The 15,667-nt window shown below is 72.5% G+C and carries 13 protein-coding genes and 2 tRNA genes; 6 read left to right on the top strand and 9 right to left on the bottom strand.

All coding sequences use genetic code 11. From position 1 onward, the window contains the following. Positions 1-206: 206 nt before the first annotated feature. Together ACZ516_RS25620 and ACZ516_RS25615 are read left to right on the top strand one after the other, a co-directional pair. Positions 207-2,423: an elongation factor G-like protein EF-G2 gene (locus ACZ516_RS25620; protein WP_469011753.1), complete on the top strand. Its 2,217-nt coding sequence runs from the start codon at positions 207-209 to the stop codon at positions 2,421-2,423. 164 nt (positions 2,424-2,587) lie between these two features. Further along, positions 2,588-4,243: a hypothetical protein gene (locus ACZ516_RS25615; protein ID WP_469011752.1), complete on the top strand. Its 1,656-nt coding sequence runs from the start codon at positions 2,588-2,590 to the stop codon at positions 4,241-4,243. A gap of 6 nt (positions 4,244-4,249) precedes the next feature. On the opposite strand, the gene ACZ516_RS25610 is transcribed toward ACZ516_RS25615, so the two are convergent. From ACZ516_RS25610 to ACZ516_RS25595, 4 genes are all read right to left on the bottom strand, one after another. After that, on the bottom strand, positions 4,250-4,816 hold the full coding sequence (locus ACZ516_RS25610) for an HIT family protein (protein WP_361078643.1): 567 nt from the start codon (positions 4,814-4,816) through the stop codon (positions 4,250-4,252). 79 nt (positions 4,817-4,895) lie between these two features. Then, the gene (thrS, locus tag ACZ516_RS25605; RefSeq protein WP_358585737.1) at positions 4,896-6,875 is read right to left on the bottom strand and encodes a threonine--tRNA ligase; all 1,980 of its coding nucleotides are present in this window, start codon (positions 6,873-6,875) and stop codon (positions 4,896-4,898) included. 135 nt (positions 6,876-7,010) lie between these two features. Then, the gene (locus tag ACZ516_RS25600) at positions 7,011-8,240 is read right to left on the bottom strand and encodes a hypothetical protein (protein ID WP_469011751.1); all 1,230 of its coding nucleotides are present in this window, start codon (positions 8,238-8,240) and stop codon (positions 7,011-7,013) included. Next, the gene (locus tag ACZ516_RS25595) at positions 8,240-8,806 is read right to left on the bottom strand and encodes a DUF4365 domain-containing protein (RefSeq protein ID WP_358585733.1); all 567 of its coding nucleotides are present in this window, start codon (positions 8,804-8,806) and stop codon (positions 8,240-8,242) included. Before ACZ516_RS25595 ends, ACZ516_RS25600 begins: the two co-directional genes overlap by 1 nt. Positions 8,807-8,973: 167 nt before the next feature. Here ACZ516_RS25595 and ACZ516_RS25590 point away from each other — a divergent pair, with 167 nt between their 5' ends. Further along, entirely contained in the window at positions 8,974-9,699 is a 726-nt protein-coding gene (locus tag ACZ516_RS25590; protein WP_358585731.1) for a 3'-5' exonuclease, read from the top strand. A 173-nt stretch (positions 9,700-9,872) separates the two neighbouring features. Here the strand turns inward: ACZ516_RS25590 and ACZ516_RS25585 are convergent. Both ACZ516_RS25585 and ACZ516_RS25580 read right to left on the bottom strand, forming a co-directional pair. Beyond that, a tRNA-Val gene (locus ACZ516_RS25585) sits at positions 9,873-9,947 on the bottom strand. 39 nt (positions 9,948-9,986) lie between these two features. Continuing rightward, on the bottom strand, positions 9,987-10,433 hold the full coding sequence (locus tag ACZ516_RS25580; RefSeq protein ID WP_358585729.1) for an SRPBCC family protein: 447 nt from the start codon (positions 10,431-10,433) through the stop codon (positions 9,987-9,989). 93 nt (positions 10,434-10,526) lie between these two features. On the opposite strand from ACZ516_RS25580, the gene ACZ516_RS25575 reads away from it, so the two are divergent. After that, positions 10,527-13,058, top strand: coding sequence for an SCO7613 C-terminal domain-containing membrane protein (locus tag ACZ516_RS25575; protein WP_469011750.1), 2,532 nt, complete (start codon positions 10,527-10,529; stop codon positions 13,056-13,058). A 136-nt stretch (positions 13,059-13,194) separates the two neighbouring features. Here ACZ516_RS25575 and ACZ516_RS25570 read toward each other — a convergent pair. Both ACZ516_RS25570 and ACZ516_RS25565 read right to left on the bottom strand, forming a co-directional pair. Further along, positions 13,195-13,266 (bottom strand) — tRNA-Val (locus tag ACZ516_RS25570). Positions 13,267-13,330: 64 nt separating this feature from the next. Next, complete coding sequence (locus ACZ516_RS25565) at positions 13,331-13,765, bottom strand: TIGR02611 family protein (RefSeq protein WP_469011749.1); 435 nt, start codon at positions 13,763-13,765, stop codon at positions 13,331-13,333. A 191-nt stretch (positions 13,766-13,956) separates the two neighbouring features. Between ACZ516_RS25565 and ACZ516_RS25560 the strand changes: the two genes are divergently transcribed. Together ACZ516_RS25560 and ACZ516_RS25555 are read left to right on the top strand one after the other, a co-directional pair. Beyond that, positions 13,957-14,370, top strand: a complete 414-nt coding sequence (locus tag ACZ516_RS25560; RefSeq protein WP_003959770.1) for an SsgA family sporulation/cell division regulator — start codon at positions 13,957-13,959, stop codon at positions 14,368-14,370. 245 nt (positions 14,371-14,615) lie between these two features. After that, positions 14,616-15,173, top strand: a complete 558-nt coding sequence (locus ACZ516_RS25555) for a CGNR zinc finger domain-containing protein (RefSeq protein ID WP_358590648.1) — start codon at positions 14,616-14,618, stop codon at positions 15,171-15,173. 64 nt (positions 15,174-15,237) lie between these two features. Here the strand turns inward: ACZ516_RS25555 and ACZ516_RS25550 are convergent, their stop codons facing one another. Beyond that, complete coding sequence (locus tag ACZ516_RS25550; protein ID WP_358590646.1) at positions 15,238-15,459, bottom strand: hypothetical protein; 222 nt, start codon at positions 15,457-15,459, stop codon at positions 15,238-15,240. Positions 15,460-15,667 lie beyond the last annotated feature (208 nt).

The following is a 15,667-nucleotide window of genomic DNA, read 5'->3' as shown; positions in this document are numbered from 1 at the left end:
CCATCGTAGTCACGCCCCTGACGGACCGGCTCGCCCCCTCACGATCACGTACGACGTATGGACGCACCGGGACCCGGGTGGAAAGCTCGAAAGCACCACGGGCGCCACCCCAGCGGCCCCGCACCGGGCCCCGCGCGTCCGCGAGCAGCCGGCATCCCCGAGGGGGCTGAGCCTCCTCGACCGCGCACGTGACCGGGAGGCAAGGCATGGGCGACAAGGCGCACGCACACCCCGGAGCCGCCGGCAGGGCGGTGACGGCCGACCACCCCTCCTGTGTACGGAACGTGGTGCTGGTCGGCCACAGCGGATCGGGCAAGACCACCTTGGTGGAGGCCCTCGCGCTGACCGCGGGGGCGGTGAACCGGGCGGGCCGCGTCGAGGACGGCACCACCGTCTCCGACCACGACGAGACGGAGCACCGCCGCCAGCGCTCGGTGCAGCTGTCCCTGGTGCCCCTCGTCTGGGACGGCATCAAGGTCAATCTGCTGGACACCCCCGGATACGCCGACTTCGTCGGGGAGCTGAGGGCCGGTCTGCGCGCCGCGGACGCGGCCCTCTTCGTCGTCTCGGCGGCGGAGGGCACCGAGGGCATCACGGGCGCGACCCGCATGGTCTGGGAGGAGTGCGCGGCGGTCGGCATGCCGCGCGCCATCGTCGTCACGCACCTGGACTCGGCCCGCGCCGACTTCGCGGACATCACGCGCCGCTGCGCCGAGGCGTTCGGCGCCGACGACCCGGACGCCGTGCTGCCGCTGTATCTGCCGCTCCACGGCGAGCAGGGCCCCGACGGCCACGCGCCGGTGACCGGTCTGATCGGACTGCTCTCGCAGCGCGTGTACGACTACGCCTCCGGGGAGCGCAAGGAGTCCGAGCCGGGCGCCGACCAGCTGCCGCCGCTGCGGGAGGCACGCGAGAAGCTGATCGAGGGGATCATCGCCGAGAGCGAGGACGAGTCGCTCATGGACCGCTATCTCGGCGGCGAGGACATCGACTTCACGACACTCGTGGACGACTTGGAGCGTGCCGTGGCGCGCGGCGTCTTCCACCCGGTGCTCGCCGCCGCCCCGGCCGCCGAGGGCGCCCGGCAGGGCATCGGCACCGTCGAGCTCCTGGAGCTGGTCACGGGCGGCTTCCCGACCCCGCTGGAACACCCCGTGCCGGCCGTGACCGCACCGGACGGCACGGCGCGCGCCCGGCTCACCTGCGACCCGCTGGGCCCTTTGGCGGCCGAGGTCGTCAAGACCGCCTCCGACCCGTACGTCGGCCGGATCTCACTCGTACGTGTCTTCTCCGGCACCCTGCGCCCCGACGAGACGGTGCATGTGTGCGGGCACGGGCAGGTCGAGCGGGGCCACGAGGGCCGCTCCCTCCTCCAAGCCGACGAGCGGGTCGGCGCGCTCTCCGCCCCCTTCGGCAAGCAGCAGCGCCCGCTCACCCGGTGCGTGGCGGGCGACATGGCCTGCGTGGCCAAGCTGCACCGCGCGGAGACGGGCGACACGCTGTCGGGCAAGGGCGACCCGCTCCTCATGGAGCCCTGGGACATGCCCGATCCGCTGCTGCCGCTCGCCGTCCGGGCGCACGGCAAGGCGGACGAGGACAAGCTCTCGCAGGGGCTCTCGCGCCTGGTGGCCGAGGACCCGACGATGCGGCTGGAACAGAATCCGGACACCCACCAGCTGGTCCTGTGGTGCCTGGGCGAGGCGCACGCCGACGTGGCCCTGGAGCGGCTGCGCGGCCGGTACGGCGTGCAGGTCGACGTGGTGGCGCACAAGGTCGCCCTTCGGGAGACGTTCGCGGACAGGGCGGTGGGGCGCGGCCGCCACGTCAAGCAGTCCGGCGGGCACGGCCAGTACGCGATCTGCGAGATCGAGGTGGAGCCGCTGCCGGGCGGCAGCGGCATCGAGTTCGTCGACAAGGTCGTCGGCGGCGCGGTCCCGCGGCAGTTCATCCCGTCCGTCGAGAAGGGGGTGCGGGCTCAGGCGGCGAAGGGCGTGGCCTGCGGGTACGCGCTGGTCGATGTGCGGGTCACGCTGCTGGACGGCAAGGCGCACTCGGTGGACTCCTCCGACGCCGCGTTCCAGACGGCGGGCGCGCTCGCGCTGCGGGAGGCGGCGGCCGGCGCCGGGATCCATCTGCTCGAACCGGTCGCCGAGGTGCGGGTGCTGGTCGGCGACGACCACGTCGGCGCGGTCATGAGCGATCTGTCGGGCCGCCGCGGCCGGGTGGTCGGGACCGAGCAGGCAGCCGGTGGCCGTACGCTCGTCCGGGCCGAGGTCCCCGAGATCGAGATCGGCCGGTACGCCGTGGATCTGCGCTCCCTCTCCCAGGGCACCGGACGCTTCAGCCGGGCGTACGCCCGCCACGAGCCGATGCCGGCGCAGTTGTCGGAGCGGTTCCGCGAACAGGCGCGGACCGCCCCGTAGTTGTACCGGCGCGCGCGGAGTGGCCCGCCGGCGCCCCCTGACGGATGTCGGTGCTCCCCGATACGCTGATGACCTGATCAACGGATGCGCGGGACGGCAACAGGTGTGCCGGACAAGGAAGTCGGGAAGAGCCGGGGCGAAGGCGTCGCGGCGAGGGGGCGGCAGTGGCGGACGACGGATTCGACTTCAGGCCCGGGGCCCAGGTCCCGCTCTCGGGGGCCGCGGGGCAGACGGCGGCGACGCACGCCCTGGCCTCGGCCGCGTATCGGGACGGGGACGTCGAGGAGATCCTCAAGGCCAACGGCGAGTGGCACAAGTCCGTGGTGAAGCCCGGCATGTTCTCGCTGTTCAAGCCGAGCCTCGGCGAGGCGTTCGCACGGACCGTGCAGGTGCGGATGCTCGGCGGCGGCCGCAAGCCGCTCATCCAGTCCTTCGGGATAGAGCCCCAGTCGGTGGTGGAGCACTGCCTCGCGGCCAACCGCATCCGCAAGGAGCGCGACAGCTGGCTCACCGCCGTGATGGTCCTGTGCGGGGTGCTCTTCCTGCCCGGCCTGTTCGTGTGGCTGCTCGTCTTCACCATCCGGCGCCAGGTCGCCAAGAACGACAACAAGCGCGCGGGCGCGCTGGCCACGACCGTCCTGGTCGCCATGGGCGTGCTGGCCGTCCTCGCCCTGCTCAAGCTGCCGTTCCACGGCTTCTGGGCGTGGTATCTGCGGGCGTCGATCGTCCTGCCGGTGGTGGGCTGGTTCTGGGCGAAGCAGATCGCCGAGCGCACCGCCAGGGACATGCGCGACCGATGGGCGAGCCTGCTCTCCGGCGGCGGCATCGGCGCCAAGATCCCCGAGGCGGTGCCCGGCAGCCCCGGGGAGACGGCCGCCGAGCGGCTCCGCCAGGGCCTGGCCAGGCTCTCCGCCGAGCAGCAGAGCAACTCCGTGTTCTACGCCGGGCCCAAGGGCATACTGGGCATGGGGACACGCTGGGGCAGCTGGCAGCTGGCCGAGGAGCTGGTGCCCGCCGAGGACGGCAAGGAGATCCACCCCTTCCGCAGCTGGGACGTCATAAGGGCGGTGCACGACCAGCTCCGCATGCTGGAGCGCGGCCCGCTGCACACCGGGGGCTTCCCCACCCCGTCGATCAACCACTGGATCGTCTCCCCCATCGGGGAGAACGCCGGAGCGGTGGCCCGCCCCACCGGCACGGACGTCGAGGCCTTCCAGATCCGCGGCCACGAGATACAGCGCATCTGCAACGAACAACAGTTCGGCAGCGGTGACCGGCACTACCTGGGCGTCCAGTTCACGCTCTGGGACGGCCAGTTGGTCATCACGATGCTGATCACGGTCACCGTGCTGCACGAGACGCTGCGCATCGAAGTCACCGGACACGCCCTCGGCCCGGTGCACTCCCTGTTCACCACCAAGCCCGAGCCCAAGACGAAGACGGTCTCCAAGGCCATCAAGTTCTGGGAGACCGTCGACCGCAACCTGCCCCTGGTCGACGCCGACGAGGTGGTGCGCCTGGCCGTGCGCGCCCCGTTCACGTGGTATCCGCCGCTCCTGGACCACCTCGGCGGCAAGCTCGTCCTGCCCGAGCCCTTCGGTCTGCGGCACGCCTGGGCCGACAAGCCGTGGCGGCACCGCTTCATGGCCGACGACGCGCTGCGCGCCGCCACCCCGGTGCTGCGCGTCGTCCACTCGGCGGCGATCAAGGTCCTCGCGGAGAACGGCGTGAACACCGAGAAGTTCGGCACCCGCTCCGGCTTCCTCAGCGGCGCGATCCAGGACCCGATGCCGAGGAAGGCGGACGTGTACGACGCATGAGGGCGGCTAGCCCGCGACAGCGGGCCAGGCGCTCGCGAGCATCGTGCGGGTGTCGGCGAGCAGCTGCGGCAGCACCTTCGTGTGGCCCACGACGGGCATGAAGTTGGTGTCGCCGCCCCAGCGGGGTACGACGTGCTGGTGCAGGTGGGCGGCGATGCCGGCGCCCGCCACCGCTCCCTGGTTCATGCCGATGTTGAAGCCGTGCGCGCCGGACGCGCTGCGCAGGGCCGTCATCGCCTGCTTGGTCAGCTCGCCCAGTTCGGCCGTCTCGGGGCCGGTCAGGTCGGTGTAGTCGGCGACGTGCCGGTAGGGCACGACCATCAGGTGGCCGCCGTTGTACGGGTAGAGGTTCAGCACCGCGTACACCTGCTCGCCGCGCGCGATCACCAGCCCGTCCTCGTCGGACTTGGCCGGGATGGAGCAGAAGGGGCAGCCGTCGTCGGCCCCTGGGCCCGTGGGCTTGTTCTCGCCCTGGATGTACGCCATCCGGTGGGGCGTCCACAGGCGCTGGAACGCGTCCTGCGTACCCACTCCGATCTGCTGCTCCGGCTCACTCGTCATGGTGGTCAGCATATTCCCCGGCGAGCACGCGCCGAGGGGCGGCCCCGTACGGGACCGCCCCTCATGTCCCCCCGCCGGCGCGGGGAGCAGGTCACACCTGTACGCGGCGCTCCACCACGTCGACGAGCTTGGCGATGGCCTCGTCACGGGCGATGCCGTTCTCCTGCGATCCGTCCCGGTAGCGGAAGGACACCGCGCCCGCGTTCATGTCGTCGTCACCGACGATGACCATGAAGGGCACCTTGCTGCGCTGGGCGTTGCGGATCTTCTTCTGCATGCGGTCCGAGGAGGCGTCCACCTCGACCCGCAGTCCGCGCTTCCTGGCCTCCTCGGCGAACTCCTGGAGGTAGGGCACGTGCGCGTCGCCGACCGGGATGCCGATGGCCTGCACGGGGGCGAGCCACGCCGGGAACGCGCCCGCGTAGTGCTCCAGGAGCACACCGAAGAACCGCTCGATCGAACCGAACAGCGCGCGGTGCAGCATGACGGGCTGCTGCTTGGAACCGTCCGCCGAGGTGTACTCGAGGCCGAACCGCTTGGGCTGGTTGAAGTCGACCTGGAGGGTCGACATCTGCCAGGACCGCCCGATCGCGTCCCGCGCCTGCACCGAGATCTTCGGGCCGTAGTAGGCGGCGCCGCCCGGGTCCGGCACCAGCGGAAGGCCCTGCTTCTCGGCCGCCTGCCGCAGCGCCTCGGTGGCCTCCGCCCAGTCCTCCTCGGAGCCGATGAACTTGTCGGAGTCGTCGCGGGTGGACAGCTCCAGCTCGAACTCGTTCAGGCCGTAGTCGCGCAGCAGGTCCAGGACGAAGGTGAGGAGCTTGTCGAGCTCCTCACCCATCTGCTCCTTGGTGCAGTAGATGTGCGAGTCGTCCTGCGTGAAGCCGCGCGAGCGGGTCAGGCCGTGCACGACGCCCGACTTCTCGTAGCGGTAGACCGTGCCGAACTCGAAGAGCCGCAGGGGCAGTTCGCGGTAGGAGCGACCGCGCGACTTGAAGATAAGGTTGTGCATGGGGCAGTTCATCGCCTTCAGGCGGTAGTTCTGCCCGTCGAACTCGATCGGCGGGAACATGCCCTCCGCGTAGTGCGGCAGGTGCCCGGACGTCTCGAAGAGGTGCTCCTTCGAGATGTGCGGGGTGTTCACGAACTCGTAGCCCGAGTCCTCGTGCCGCTTGCGGGAGTAGTCCTCCATCACCTTGCGGATCACGCCGCCCTTGGGGTGGAAGACCGCGAGGCCCGGGCCCAGCTCCTCCGGGAAGGAGAAGAGGTCCAGCTCGGCGCCGAGCTTGCGGTGGTCGCGCTTCTCGGCCTCGGCGAGGAACTCCAGGTGCGCCTTCAGCTCGTCCTTCGAGGGCCAGGCGGTGCCGTAGATGCGCTGGAGCTGCGGGTTCTTCTCGCTGCCGCGCCAGTAGGCGGCGGCGGAGCGCATCAGCTTGAACGCGGGGATGTTCCGCGTGGTGGGCAGGTGCGGGCCTCGGCAGAGGTCCTTCCAGCACAGCTCGCCGGTCTTCGCGTCGATGTTGTCGTAGATGGTCAGCTCGCCGGCGCCGACCTCGGCGTCCGCGCCGTCGGCGGCGTTCGCCGCGTTGCCCTTGAGGCCGATCAGCTCCAGCTTGTACGGCTCGTCGGCCAGCTCCACGCGCGCGTCGTCGTCGTTGGTGACGCGGCGCGAGAAGCGCTGGCCCCGCTTCTGGATCTCCTGCATCTTCTTCTCGATGCGCTTGAGGTCCTCGGGGGTGAAGGGCTCCTTGACGTCGAAGTCGTAGTAGAAGCCGTCCCGGATGGGCGGGCCGATGCCCAGCTTGGCGTCGGGGAACAGCTCCTGCACGGCCTGCGCCATGACGTGCGCGGTCGAGTGGCGCAGGATGTTCAGGCCGTCCTCGGAGGAGATCTCGACGGGCTCGATCTCGTCGCCGTCGGCGACGGCGTACGCCAGGTCCTTCAGCTCGCCAGCGACGCGGGCGGCGACGACGGTGCGCTCACCGGGGAAGAGGTCGGCGGCCGTAGTGCCCGTCGTCACCACGCGCTCTTCCCGCTCGGAATCGCGTTGGATGATCACACGGACGTCTGACACCGGTCTCTCCTTGCAGAAGGGGGGTGCGGCGCTCTCTGATGCGCGCGCACTAGGGATCGTACCGAGCCAGGGGCTCCCGCCGCGAAACGGATCTTCCCGGCCGCCCGGAAGCGGCCCCTCCGCCTCGACTCCCGGTCAGTCGGAGCGGTACGTGTCGCCGGTGCCGTACGCCTCTTCGGCGCCGCACGCCCCTTTCCCGTACGTCCCGTCCCTCTCCTGCCCGTACGTGCCGTCGAAGAAGTCGAGGTTCTCCTGGAGCGACTTCTCCAGGTGGTCCCGGTCGGCCTCGTGCACCTGCACCGGGGCCACCCCGGTCGCCCCGGTGAGCCTGCGGAAACCGCCCCGGCTCTCCAGCCGCCCGTGCACCCTGATCGGCAGTCCGACCAGATGCGCGTGGCCCGCGACGCGGTACGCCTCCTCGTCCAGGGTCATCCGTACGTGCGGGATCTCCGCCCCCGCGATCACCCGCAGCCGCACCGCGCCCGCCCCGCCCGTCGAGGAGCGGCGCATGCGGACGACGGTCCCGGTGATCCGCACCGGCACCGACGGCTCGGCGCGCAGGTAGCGGGCGCCCGCCTCGCGCAGCACGGTCAGGTCACCGGGCGAGAACTCGACGGGCCCGGCGTGCGCCGCGCAGCCCTCCGGCACGCCCGCGCCGGGCGCCCACTCCACGCCGACGCGCGCCCCCTCGGTGCCGCGTACCAGCGCGACGACGGCCTCGGTCAGCTCGTGGCTGACGCCCGCCGCCACGGCGCCGTCGAAGGCGTCCATGCCGCCGGTGGCGCGTTGGTAGTCGACGGCTTCCCTGGTGGCGTACAGCGCCTGGTGCAGCCGGACCGCGAGCGGCCGCCCGCTCGCGACGGGCACGAACGCGGTCAGCCGCTGCCCGCCGGGGTCGGAGGCCACCAGGATGTCCTCCAGGGCCACGGTGGCGGGCCTGCGGTGCCGCGCCCCGTGGTACCCGGCGCACGCCCGCGCGGCGAGCGCGCCGGCCAGCAGCATCCGGCGGGCCGCGGCGTGCAGCCGCTCCGCCACCGGCCAGGTCACCGCCCCCGCGGGTCCCGTCGGCACATCGCGTGACCAGCGGATCTCGTCGCTGGGCACGGCGAGCCCCACCAGCACGTCACGGGCGGCCGGGGAGCCGCTGCGGGAGAGCGCGAGGAGGGCCTCGCCGAGGAGATCGTCGCAGTCGGGATAGGCCCGGCTCTCCGGGACGAGGAGGCTGGTGCCGCTGCCGCCGGGCCCGGGCGGTGTCCACCGGGCGTAGCGGCCGGGGGACCGACCGCGCCGCTGCCAGCCGTGCCGGGCGAGCAGCGCGCCGAGCACCGCCGGATCGATCGTGCCGGGGTCGTGGGGGCGGTGCATCAGGGTCTCCCTCCCGTCCCGACGCGCGTCATGATCTCGCAGAGCGCGCGGTCGTCGAAGATCCGCGAGGTCGGGATGCGCACGGTGGTCCTGCGCCGGCCGGTCACGGGGTGGCCGGCCAGATTGGTCCAGTAGCAGCAGTGGCGCAGATCGAGCCGGTCGTGACCGGCGCGCAGCCACTCCTCCCGCGATCTGGGCACGAGCATGACGACCAGGATCTTGTGGACCGAGACCGGCGAGCGGGCGAGCTTCTCCAGGTGCGGGTTGTCGAGCGTGAAGGAGAAGGCGGGCCGCGCCGGGTCGGGCCGTATCTGGTACGTGCACTTGAGCTGGACCTTGATGGTGACCTCGTCGTCGACCGTGTGCCCGGGGGCGCTGTGGCTGACGTGCCAGTCGATGCCGTTGTCCGGGAAGGGCTGGGAGAGCGAGCACCCGGCGGCCGCCGCGACGGCGTGCAGATAGGCCACCTGGAGGGTCTCCATACAGGCGGTGGTGGCGAGGGTGCCGCGCGGCGGTGCGATCCGCTCGGGCAGCAGCCCAGGCTGTTCGGGCCGCGCGAGCGCCATGTCCAACACGCCTTCCGAAAGCGGCTGTTCCTTGCCCGGACCATCAACGTCAAGGCTCTGTACCTCTGTTGTCTCCGGGCCGCGTACAGCGCAAACGGCCCGGGTATCACCAGCGTGGGCAGGGGATGGACGTCATCTGCCGGACCGGATCGAGGAGTTGCGTCACCATGACGTGCTGGTACGAGGGGCCCTTGGCCGCATTCGACACGGAGACCACGGGCGTCGACGTCGAGACCGACCGGATCGTGTCGGCCGCCGTCGTCGTCCAGCAGGGCGCGGGTACGCGTCCGCGCATCAGCCGCTGGCTGGTGAACCCGGGCGTTCCGGTGCCCGAGCAGGCCACCGCGGTACACGGACTGACCGAGGATCACCTTCAGCGCAACGGCCGCTGGCCCGCGCCGGTGATGGAGGAGATAGCGCGCGATCTGGCCGAACAGGGCGCGGCGGGGCGGCCGATCGTGGTGATGAACGCGCCGTTCGACCTGACGATCCTGGACCGGGAGCTGCGCAGGCACCGCGCCTCGTCGCTCGCCCGCTACACGGAGGGCTCGTCCCTGTGCGTGATCGATCCGCGGGTCCTGGACAAGCAGCTGGACCGCTACCGCAAGGGGCGGCGCACGCTCAGCGACCTGTGCGCGCACTACGAGGTGGAGCTGGCCGAGGCCCATGACGCGGCGGCGGACGCGCAGGCCGCCCTCGATGTCGTACGAGCGGTGGGGCGCCGTTTCGCGGCTCGCCTGGAGCGGCTCTCACCGGCCGAGCTGCACACACTGCAGGCGGTGTGGCACGCGGCACAGGCACGCGGTCTCCAGGCGTGGTTCGCCAAGAGCGGCTCTCCGGAGGCGGTGGACCCGGCGTGGCCGATACGTCCCGAGCTCCCGGCGGCCGCCTGAGCGTCGCCCGTCACACGGGTGGCCGACGTCGATCGCCCGGAGCGCGCGTCACCTCGGGCGGGAGAGGAATGGATGACGGTCATCGCGTCTTCCCTGCCGGACACCGACACGGTCCGGGAACCAGCAAGGGCCACCCTGACGGGTGGCCCTTGGAAGGTACCGGGAACTTCTTGTGGTGGGCGATACTGGGTTCGAACCAGTGACCTCTTCGGTGTGAACGAAGCGCTCTCCCACTGAGCTAATCGCCCGGGAACGCACTGAACAATACAGGTCCAGGCGCCTTTCCTTCAAACCGCTGCCAGATGAGCCGCGAGACCCCTGCGCCCCGCCCTCATCATCACCGCGTGGTTGAGCAGGAACACGGGCCTGCCGGGCACGGCGAAACGCCGCATCAGCGGTCGCCGCACCTCGACCTCCTGGTCGTAGCGGGCCCGGGTCCCCAGCGGGCCCGGCGTGACCGTCCAGCGCGCCCAGCCGTCCAGGTCGCCGCTCATGACGACCTCCAGGACGCCCGCGTCCGGGTCGCGGTGCCGTTCCTGCGCGGCCACATGAAGGTCGTAGGGGAGGAAGGAGCGGAAGCGGGCGACGCCGCTGCGGCCGTCGGGGGACGTCACCTCGCGCACCTGCGGCCACCACAGCGGATAGTCCTCGACCCGTTCCAGGACGGCGTAGACGTCGGCGGGCGCTCCGGGCAGGTCCCAGAGGCTGCGGAATCGGTAGTGGCACCAGTTCATGGGGGAAGTCTGCCCCGCCTGGGGCCGGATCTGAGTACGTCCTGAGTATCCGCGCCGATACCGCGCGGCGTGGCGCGGACCACACTCCTCGGCATGACGAACATTCCGCCACCGGCCGAGGAGCTGCGCGTCCTCGACTGGGAGCTGGGCCAACTCGAGGCGCGCAGAGCGCAGTTGCTGCGGCGCCGGGCCTGGCTCCTCGACGTCCTGCGCGCGGCGGACCCCGCCCGGCCGCCCACCGCCCCTCCTCCGACTCCGGCCGGGCCGCCCGTCCCCGGGGGCAGCGGGCCGAGTGTCCAGAACGTTCTGCTGACGCTGGGCGGTGTGCTCCTGACCATCGCGGCGATCGCCTTCACGGTGGTGAGCTGGGGGCACCTGGGCATCGGCGGGCGCGGCGCGGTCCTCGGGGCGGTGACACTGGCGGCGCTGTGCGCTCCCGTGGCGTTGCTGCGGCGTTCGCTGTGCTCGACGGCGGAGGCCGTGGCGGGCCTGGGGCTCGCGTTGACCGTCCTCGACACGTACGCGGTGCGGCATCTGGCCCTCTCCGCAGTGGACACGCTGTCCTACGCGGCGGGCGCCTCCGCGGTGCTCACCACGCTGTGGGCGGTGTACGGCCGCCTGCTCGGCGAGCTGCGCCTGCCGGTGCCGATCGCGGTGGTCACGGCCCAACTCCCGCTGATCCTCTGGGCGGGGGCCGCGCAGGCCGGTGAGCACACGATGACGGCGGCGCTGCTCGTGACGGCGGCGTTCGACGCGGTGCTCGCGCTGACGGCGGCCGTCACATCGGTGCGCGTGACCGCTGCCGTCGCCGGCTGCGCGCTCGGGCTCTGGGGCGCGGCGAGCGCCGGTCGGCTGTCCGTCCGCGCGGTGGATCCGACGGCGGCGGCCCAGGCGGGCGTCCTGCTGCTGTTCGCCGCGCTGATCGCGCTGGTGGTGGCGTGGCGGGCGAAGGGTGCGGAGATCTCCGTCGGCGCGGCGGGCGCGGGCGGTCTGCTCGTGGTGGCCGCTTCCGGCGGAGTGCTGCGGACCGTGCTGCCGGCGGCGTGGACCGTCCCGGCCCATCTGGCTTGCGGTGTCGCGCTGTTGGCGGCCGTCCGCGCCGTGCCGTCCGCGGCCGTGCGCCGGGGGCTCGCCGGGGCGTCGGCCGTGGTCCAGGGCCTCGCGGTGCTGTGGGCGCTGCCCGTCGCGGCGGTGGCGCTGCTCGCTCCGCTCGGCCGGGCCACCCGCGCCTGGTCGGCCACCCCCGCGGACGCCCGCGACGCCCTGCTCACCCCGCTCCCGCTGCCCCACGCCGCCCTGGCCCCCTTGGTGCTCGCGGCAGTCGCCGCGGCACTGCTCACGACAGCGGGCCTCCTCGTCACGCCGTCGGCCGGGCCCGCCGCCACGACGCCGGACGGACCGGTGCCGCCCGCGACCGGCGGGCCCAGCACCCCGTCCGTCGGTGGCGACCGCCCGGCCGCCGGTGCTCGGCGTGCCGCCTGGTTCGGGGCGGGGGTTCTGGGGTGGGCCGCTGCCCTCGCCCTGCCGGCCGCGCTGCGGTTGCCGTACGTCGTGGGAGTGTCGGCACATGTCCTGGTGGTCGCCGTCCTGCTGGGCGCCGCCGTCCGGGCCGCGTCCCGTGCGGCGGCCCTGACCGCGTCGGTCCTGGCGCTCGCGACCTCCGTGAGCGTCGCGTTCCTCGCGCTGGCCACCGAGGCGGCCACCCTCGCCGTCCTCGGCGCACTCACCGCTCTGTTCCTGGCCGCCGCCAGCCGGGAGGCCGTGCGGGGCGGTGCGCCGGTCGGCGCCGGCGCCGTGGCGGCAGCTCGACCCGGCACGGCCACGCCGCCGGCCTGCGCGGCCGTCGCGTACGCCACCGCGTTCGTCTGCGCGGCCGGTGCCGCGCTGGGGCTGCGCGTGGAGCACATCGGGCTGGCCGCCCTGACCGTGCCGGTCCTCGCCGCGCTGGCCGCCGCCCGCCTGGGCCGGCATCCGCTGGCGGCGCCGGTCGAGATCGCGGCCGCCGCGTCCGGGGCCGTCGCCGTCGCCCTCACCTCGGGCCACGCCCCCGCGCTCGCCCTCGCCCTGGGTCTGGCCGGGCTCATCGCGGCGGGCACCGCGCTCCGCCCGGACCGCCGCCCCGTGGCGTACGCGGCCGGGGCGCTGTTCGTCCTGGCGAGCTGGGTCCGCCTCGCCTCGTGGGAAGTGGTGACCCCGGAGGCGTACACGCTCCCGGTGACGGTCCCCGCGCTGCTCCTCGGACTGCTGCACCGGCGCCGCGTCCCGGACACCTCGTCCTGGACGGCCTACGGGCCCGGCCTCGCCACGACGCTGCTGCCGAGCCTCGCCGCCGCCTGGGGGGACCCGTACTGGCAGCGCCCGCTGCTCCTCGGCGGCGCGGCGCTCGCCCTGACCCTGGCCGGCGCCCGGCACCGGCTGCGGGCCCCGCTGGTCCTCGGCGGCGTCGTGCTCACCCTGGACGCCCTGCACGAACTGGCCCCGTACATCGTGCAGGTGACGGGCGCCTTGCCCCGCTGGCTGCCGCCGGCGCTCGCGGGGCTGCTGCTCCTGGCCGTCGGCGCGACATATGAACAACGCCTGCGCGACGCGCGGCGGTTCCGGAATGCGCTCCACCGAATGAACTGAAATACCGTCACCCCCGACCGGGCCGGGCAGCGGCCATGTCGGGCGGGGCGGGTATGTGGATCCGTCAATTCCCTTGAAAGACACGGGAATACGACAACGGCCCGGAGGCTGAAAGCCTCCGGGCCGCAATCCGGGGTGGGCGATACTGGGTTCGAACCAGTGACCTCTTCGGTGTGAACGAAGCGCTCTCCCACTGAGCTAATCGCCCGGGCGCACAGAGAACATTACCGCATGTCAGCGGGTGCTTCCGACCGCCTCGGAGCCACCACCGGTCACTCCTTGATCTTCCACGGCATCGTGATGCCGAACTTCCAGACGTAGATGGCGACCAGCACCGCGACGATGACCAGGCCGACGGTCGTCAAGATGATGTTCCGGCGGCGCACCGCGGGGTCGAGCGCACGCTGCGCGGCCTCCGTGACCTTGCGCTTCGTCCAGCGCAGCACCAGCTGGGCCCAGACGAACTCGGTCGCCCAGATCGCCATGCCGCCGAAGATCACCAGCCATCCCGGGCCGGGCAGCGGCAGCATGATGATGCCCGCGACGACGACCGCGAGCCCCACGACGAAGACGCCCACCTGCCAGCTCAGGTGCAGCATCCGGCGGGCCTGGACGTACTGCGGCGCCCGCGATCCGAGCGGCTGCTCGGTCTCCGCCCCGGCGGCCGGTTCGGCGACCTCCGCGGGTTCGTTACTCCCCGTATTCATACGGCCAAACCCTACCGGACGGAAACCCGTCACCGGAATGGACGCATGGGCAGGAGAGAGAACCCGCCAAACGAGCTACCTAAAGACACCCAAAACCCTCAGAGGGGTTTACAACGCCACCGTAGGTGGCATGTCGATTTCGCCGACGTGCGAATCCCCGAGCGCACACTGAGCGAAAGGCCCTGGCGCTTATGAACACCACGGTCAGCTGCGAGCTGCACCTGCGCCTCGTTGTGTCGAGCGAGTCCTCACTGCCTGTACCCGCAGGACTGCGGTATGACACGGCCGATCCCTACGCCGTGCACGCCACCTTCCACACCGGAGCCGAGGAGACGGTCGAGTGGGTTTTCGCCCGCGACCTCCTCGCCGAGGGCCTGCACCGGCCCACCGGTACCGGCGACGTCCGAGTCTGGCCGTCCCGGAGCCACGGTCAGGGCGTCGTCTGCATCGCCCTGAGCTCCCCGGAGGGCGAGGCCCTGCTCGAGGCCCCGGCGCGGGCCCTGGAATCCTTCCTGAAGCGAACCGACGCGGCCGTGCCCCCCGGCACGGAGCACCGCCACTTCGATCTCGACACGGAGCTGTCCCACATCCTGGCCGAAAGTTAGCGGCGCGCAGGCGTCGAGATCTCCTCGCGCCGTCCGACTCGGGGCGACGGCGCACACAGCCACGACACGACGACACAAGGCGAACAGGAAGCAGGCACCGGCGCCGTCGCCGCGGAACCCCCGCGGCGACGGCGCCGGTGCGTGCCGGGGGGAAGCCGCTAGCATCGGCCAGCATCCGCGGGCACCGTTCCCCGGCTCTCCATGAGCGGGGGGACCCCCGCCATCCCCAGGCCAGGGAGCGAATCGTGCTGATCACCCACGACACCCGGTGTTCCCTCGACGCCGTGGTCGATCTGGTGAACACCGCACCGGAGGAGGCCGGCGCCGACGCACTCGCGGACGTGGCGGCGCTCGGCGACTTCGCACGGAGCCACAAGGTGAGCGACGTGGGGACGCTCGCGGAGCGTGACCTCCAAGGGGTGCGCCGGGTCCGCGCCCGCTTCGCGGAGGTCTTCGCGAACCCCGAGCCGCGGACCGCGTCGACGATCATCAACGAACTCGTCGCGGCGGCGGGCACCACGCCCCGGCTCACCGACCACGACGGTCACGACTGGCACATCCACTACTTCGCGCCGGGGGCGTCCATCGCGGACCACCTGGCCGCCGACGGCGGGATGGCCCTGGCCTTCTTCGTGGTCGCCGGGGAACAGGAGCGGCTGCGGCGCTGCGAGGCGCCGGACTGCCGGCGCGCGTTCGTCGACCTCTCCCGCAATCGCTCGCGCCGCTACTGCGACAGCCGCACCTGCGGCAACCGGCTGCACGTGGCGGCCTACCGCGCCCGCCGCAAGGAAGCGGCGGGCTAGCGCGCGGCCGACGCGACAGCGACCGGCGGAGCGGCCGGCGGGGTGGTCGGCGGGGCGACCGCGGCTAGAGCAACAGCAGGTCGTGCAGCGACGCCAGCAGGATCAGCATGCCGACCACCGTCAGGAAGATCATCAGTGGCGGCTGGGAGAGGGCGAAGAGGCAGCCTCGCGGTTCTTCGTCGGTGGCGTGCCGCTCTGCGTCGGCGGGTCGTCGCGTCGGGTCCGGGGCCGCTCGCCGTCCGTCGTCCGGCGGTGCGGCATCGCCCTGTGTAGGGGTGTCAAGCATCTCGTCGTGATGATGACGCAGGCGGCCGGTGCCCGCCGACCAACACGCCCGGGCGGGAGGGGAGTTCGCCGGAACCCGTGAACAGGCCAAAGTCCTGTGCCCGGTGCGTTCCGCCCATGACCCACGGCCGTTCACCCGCGCGCCGCCCGGCGGCTCGGGCCACACTCGAACGAGGGAGCGGCCGTGCCCGGCGGGGAGCGCGCGGCCC

Source organism: Streptomyces sp. NPDC034037 (genome assembly GCF_055575715.1).
This window is presented reverse-complemented; position numbering and strand designations above follow the sequence as displayed.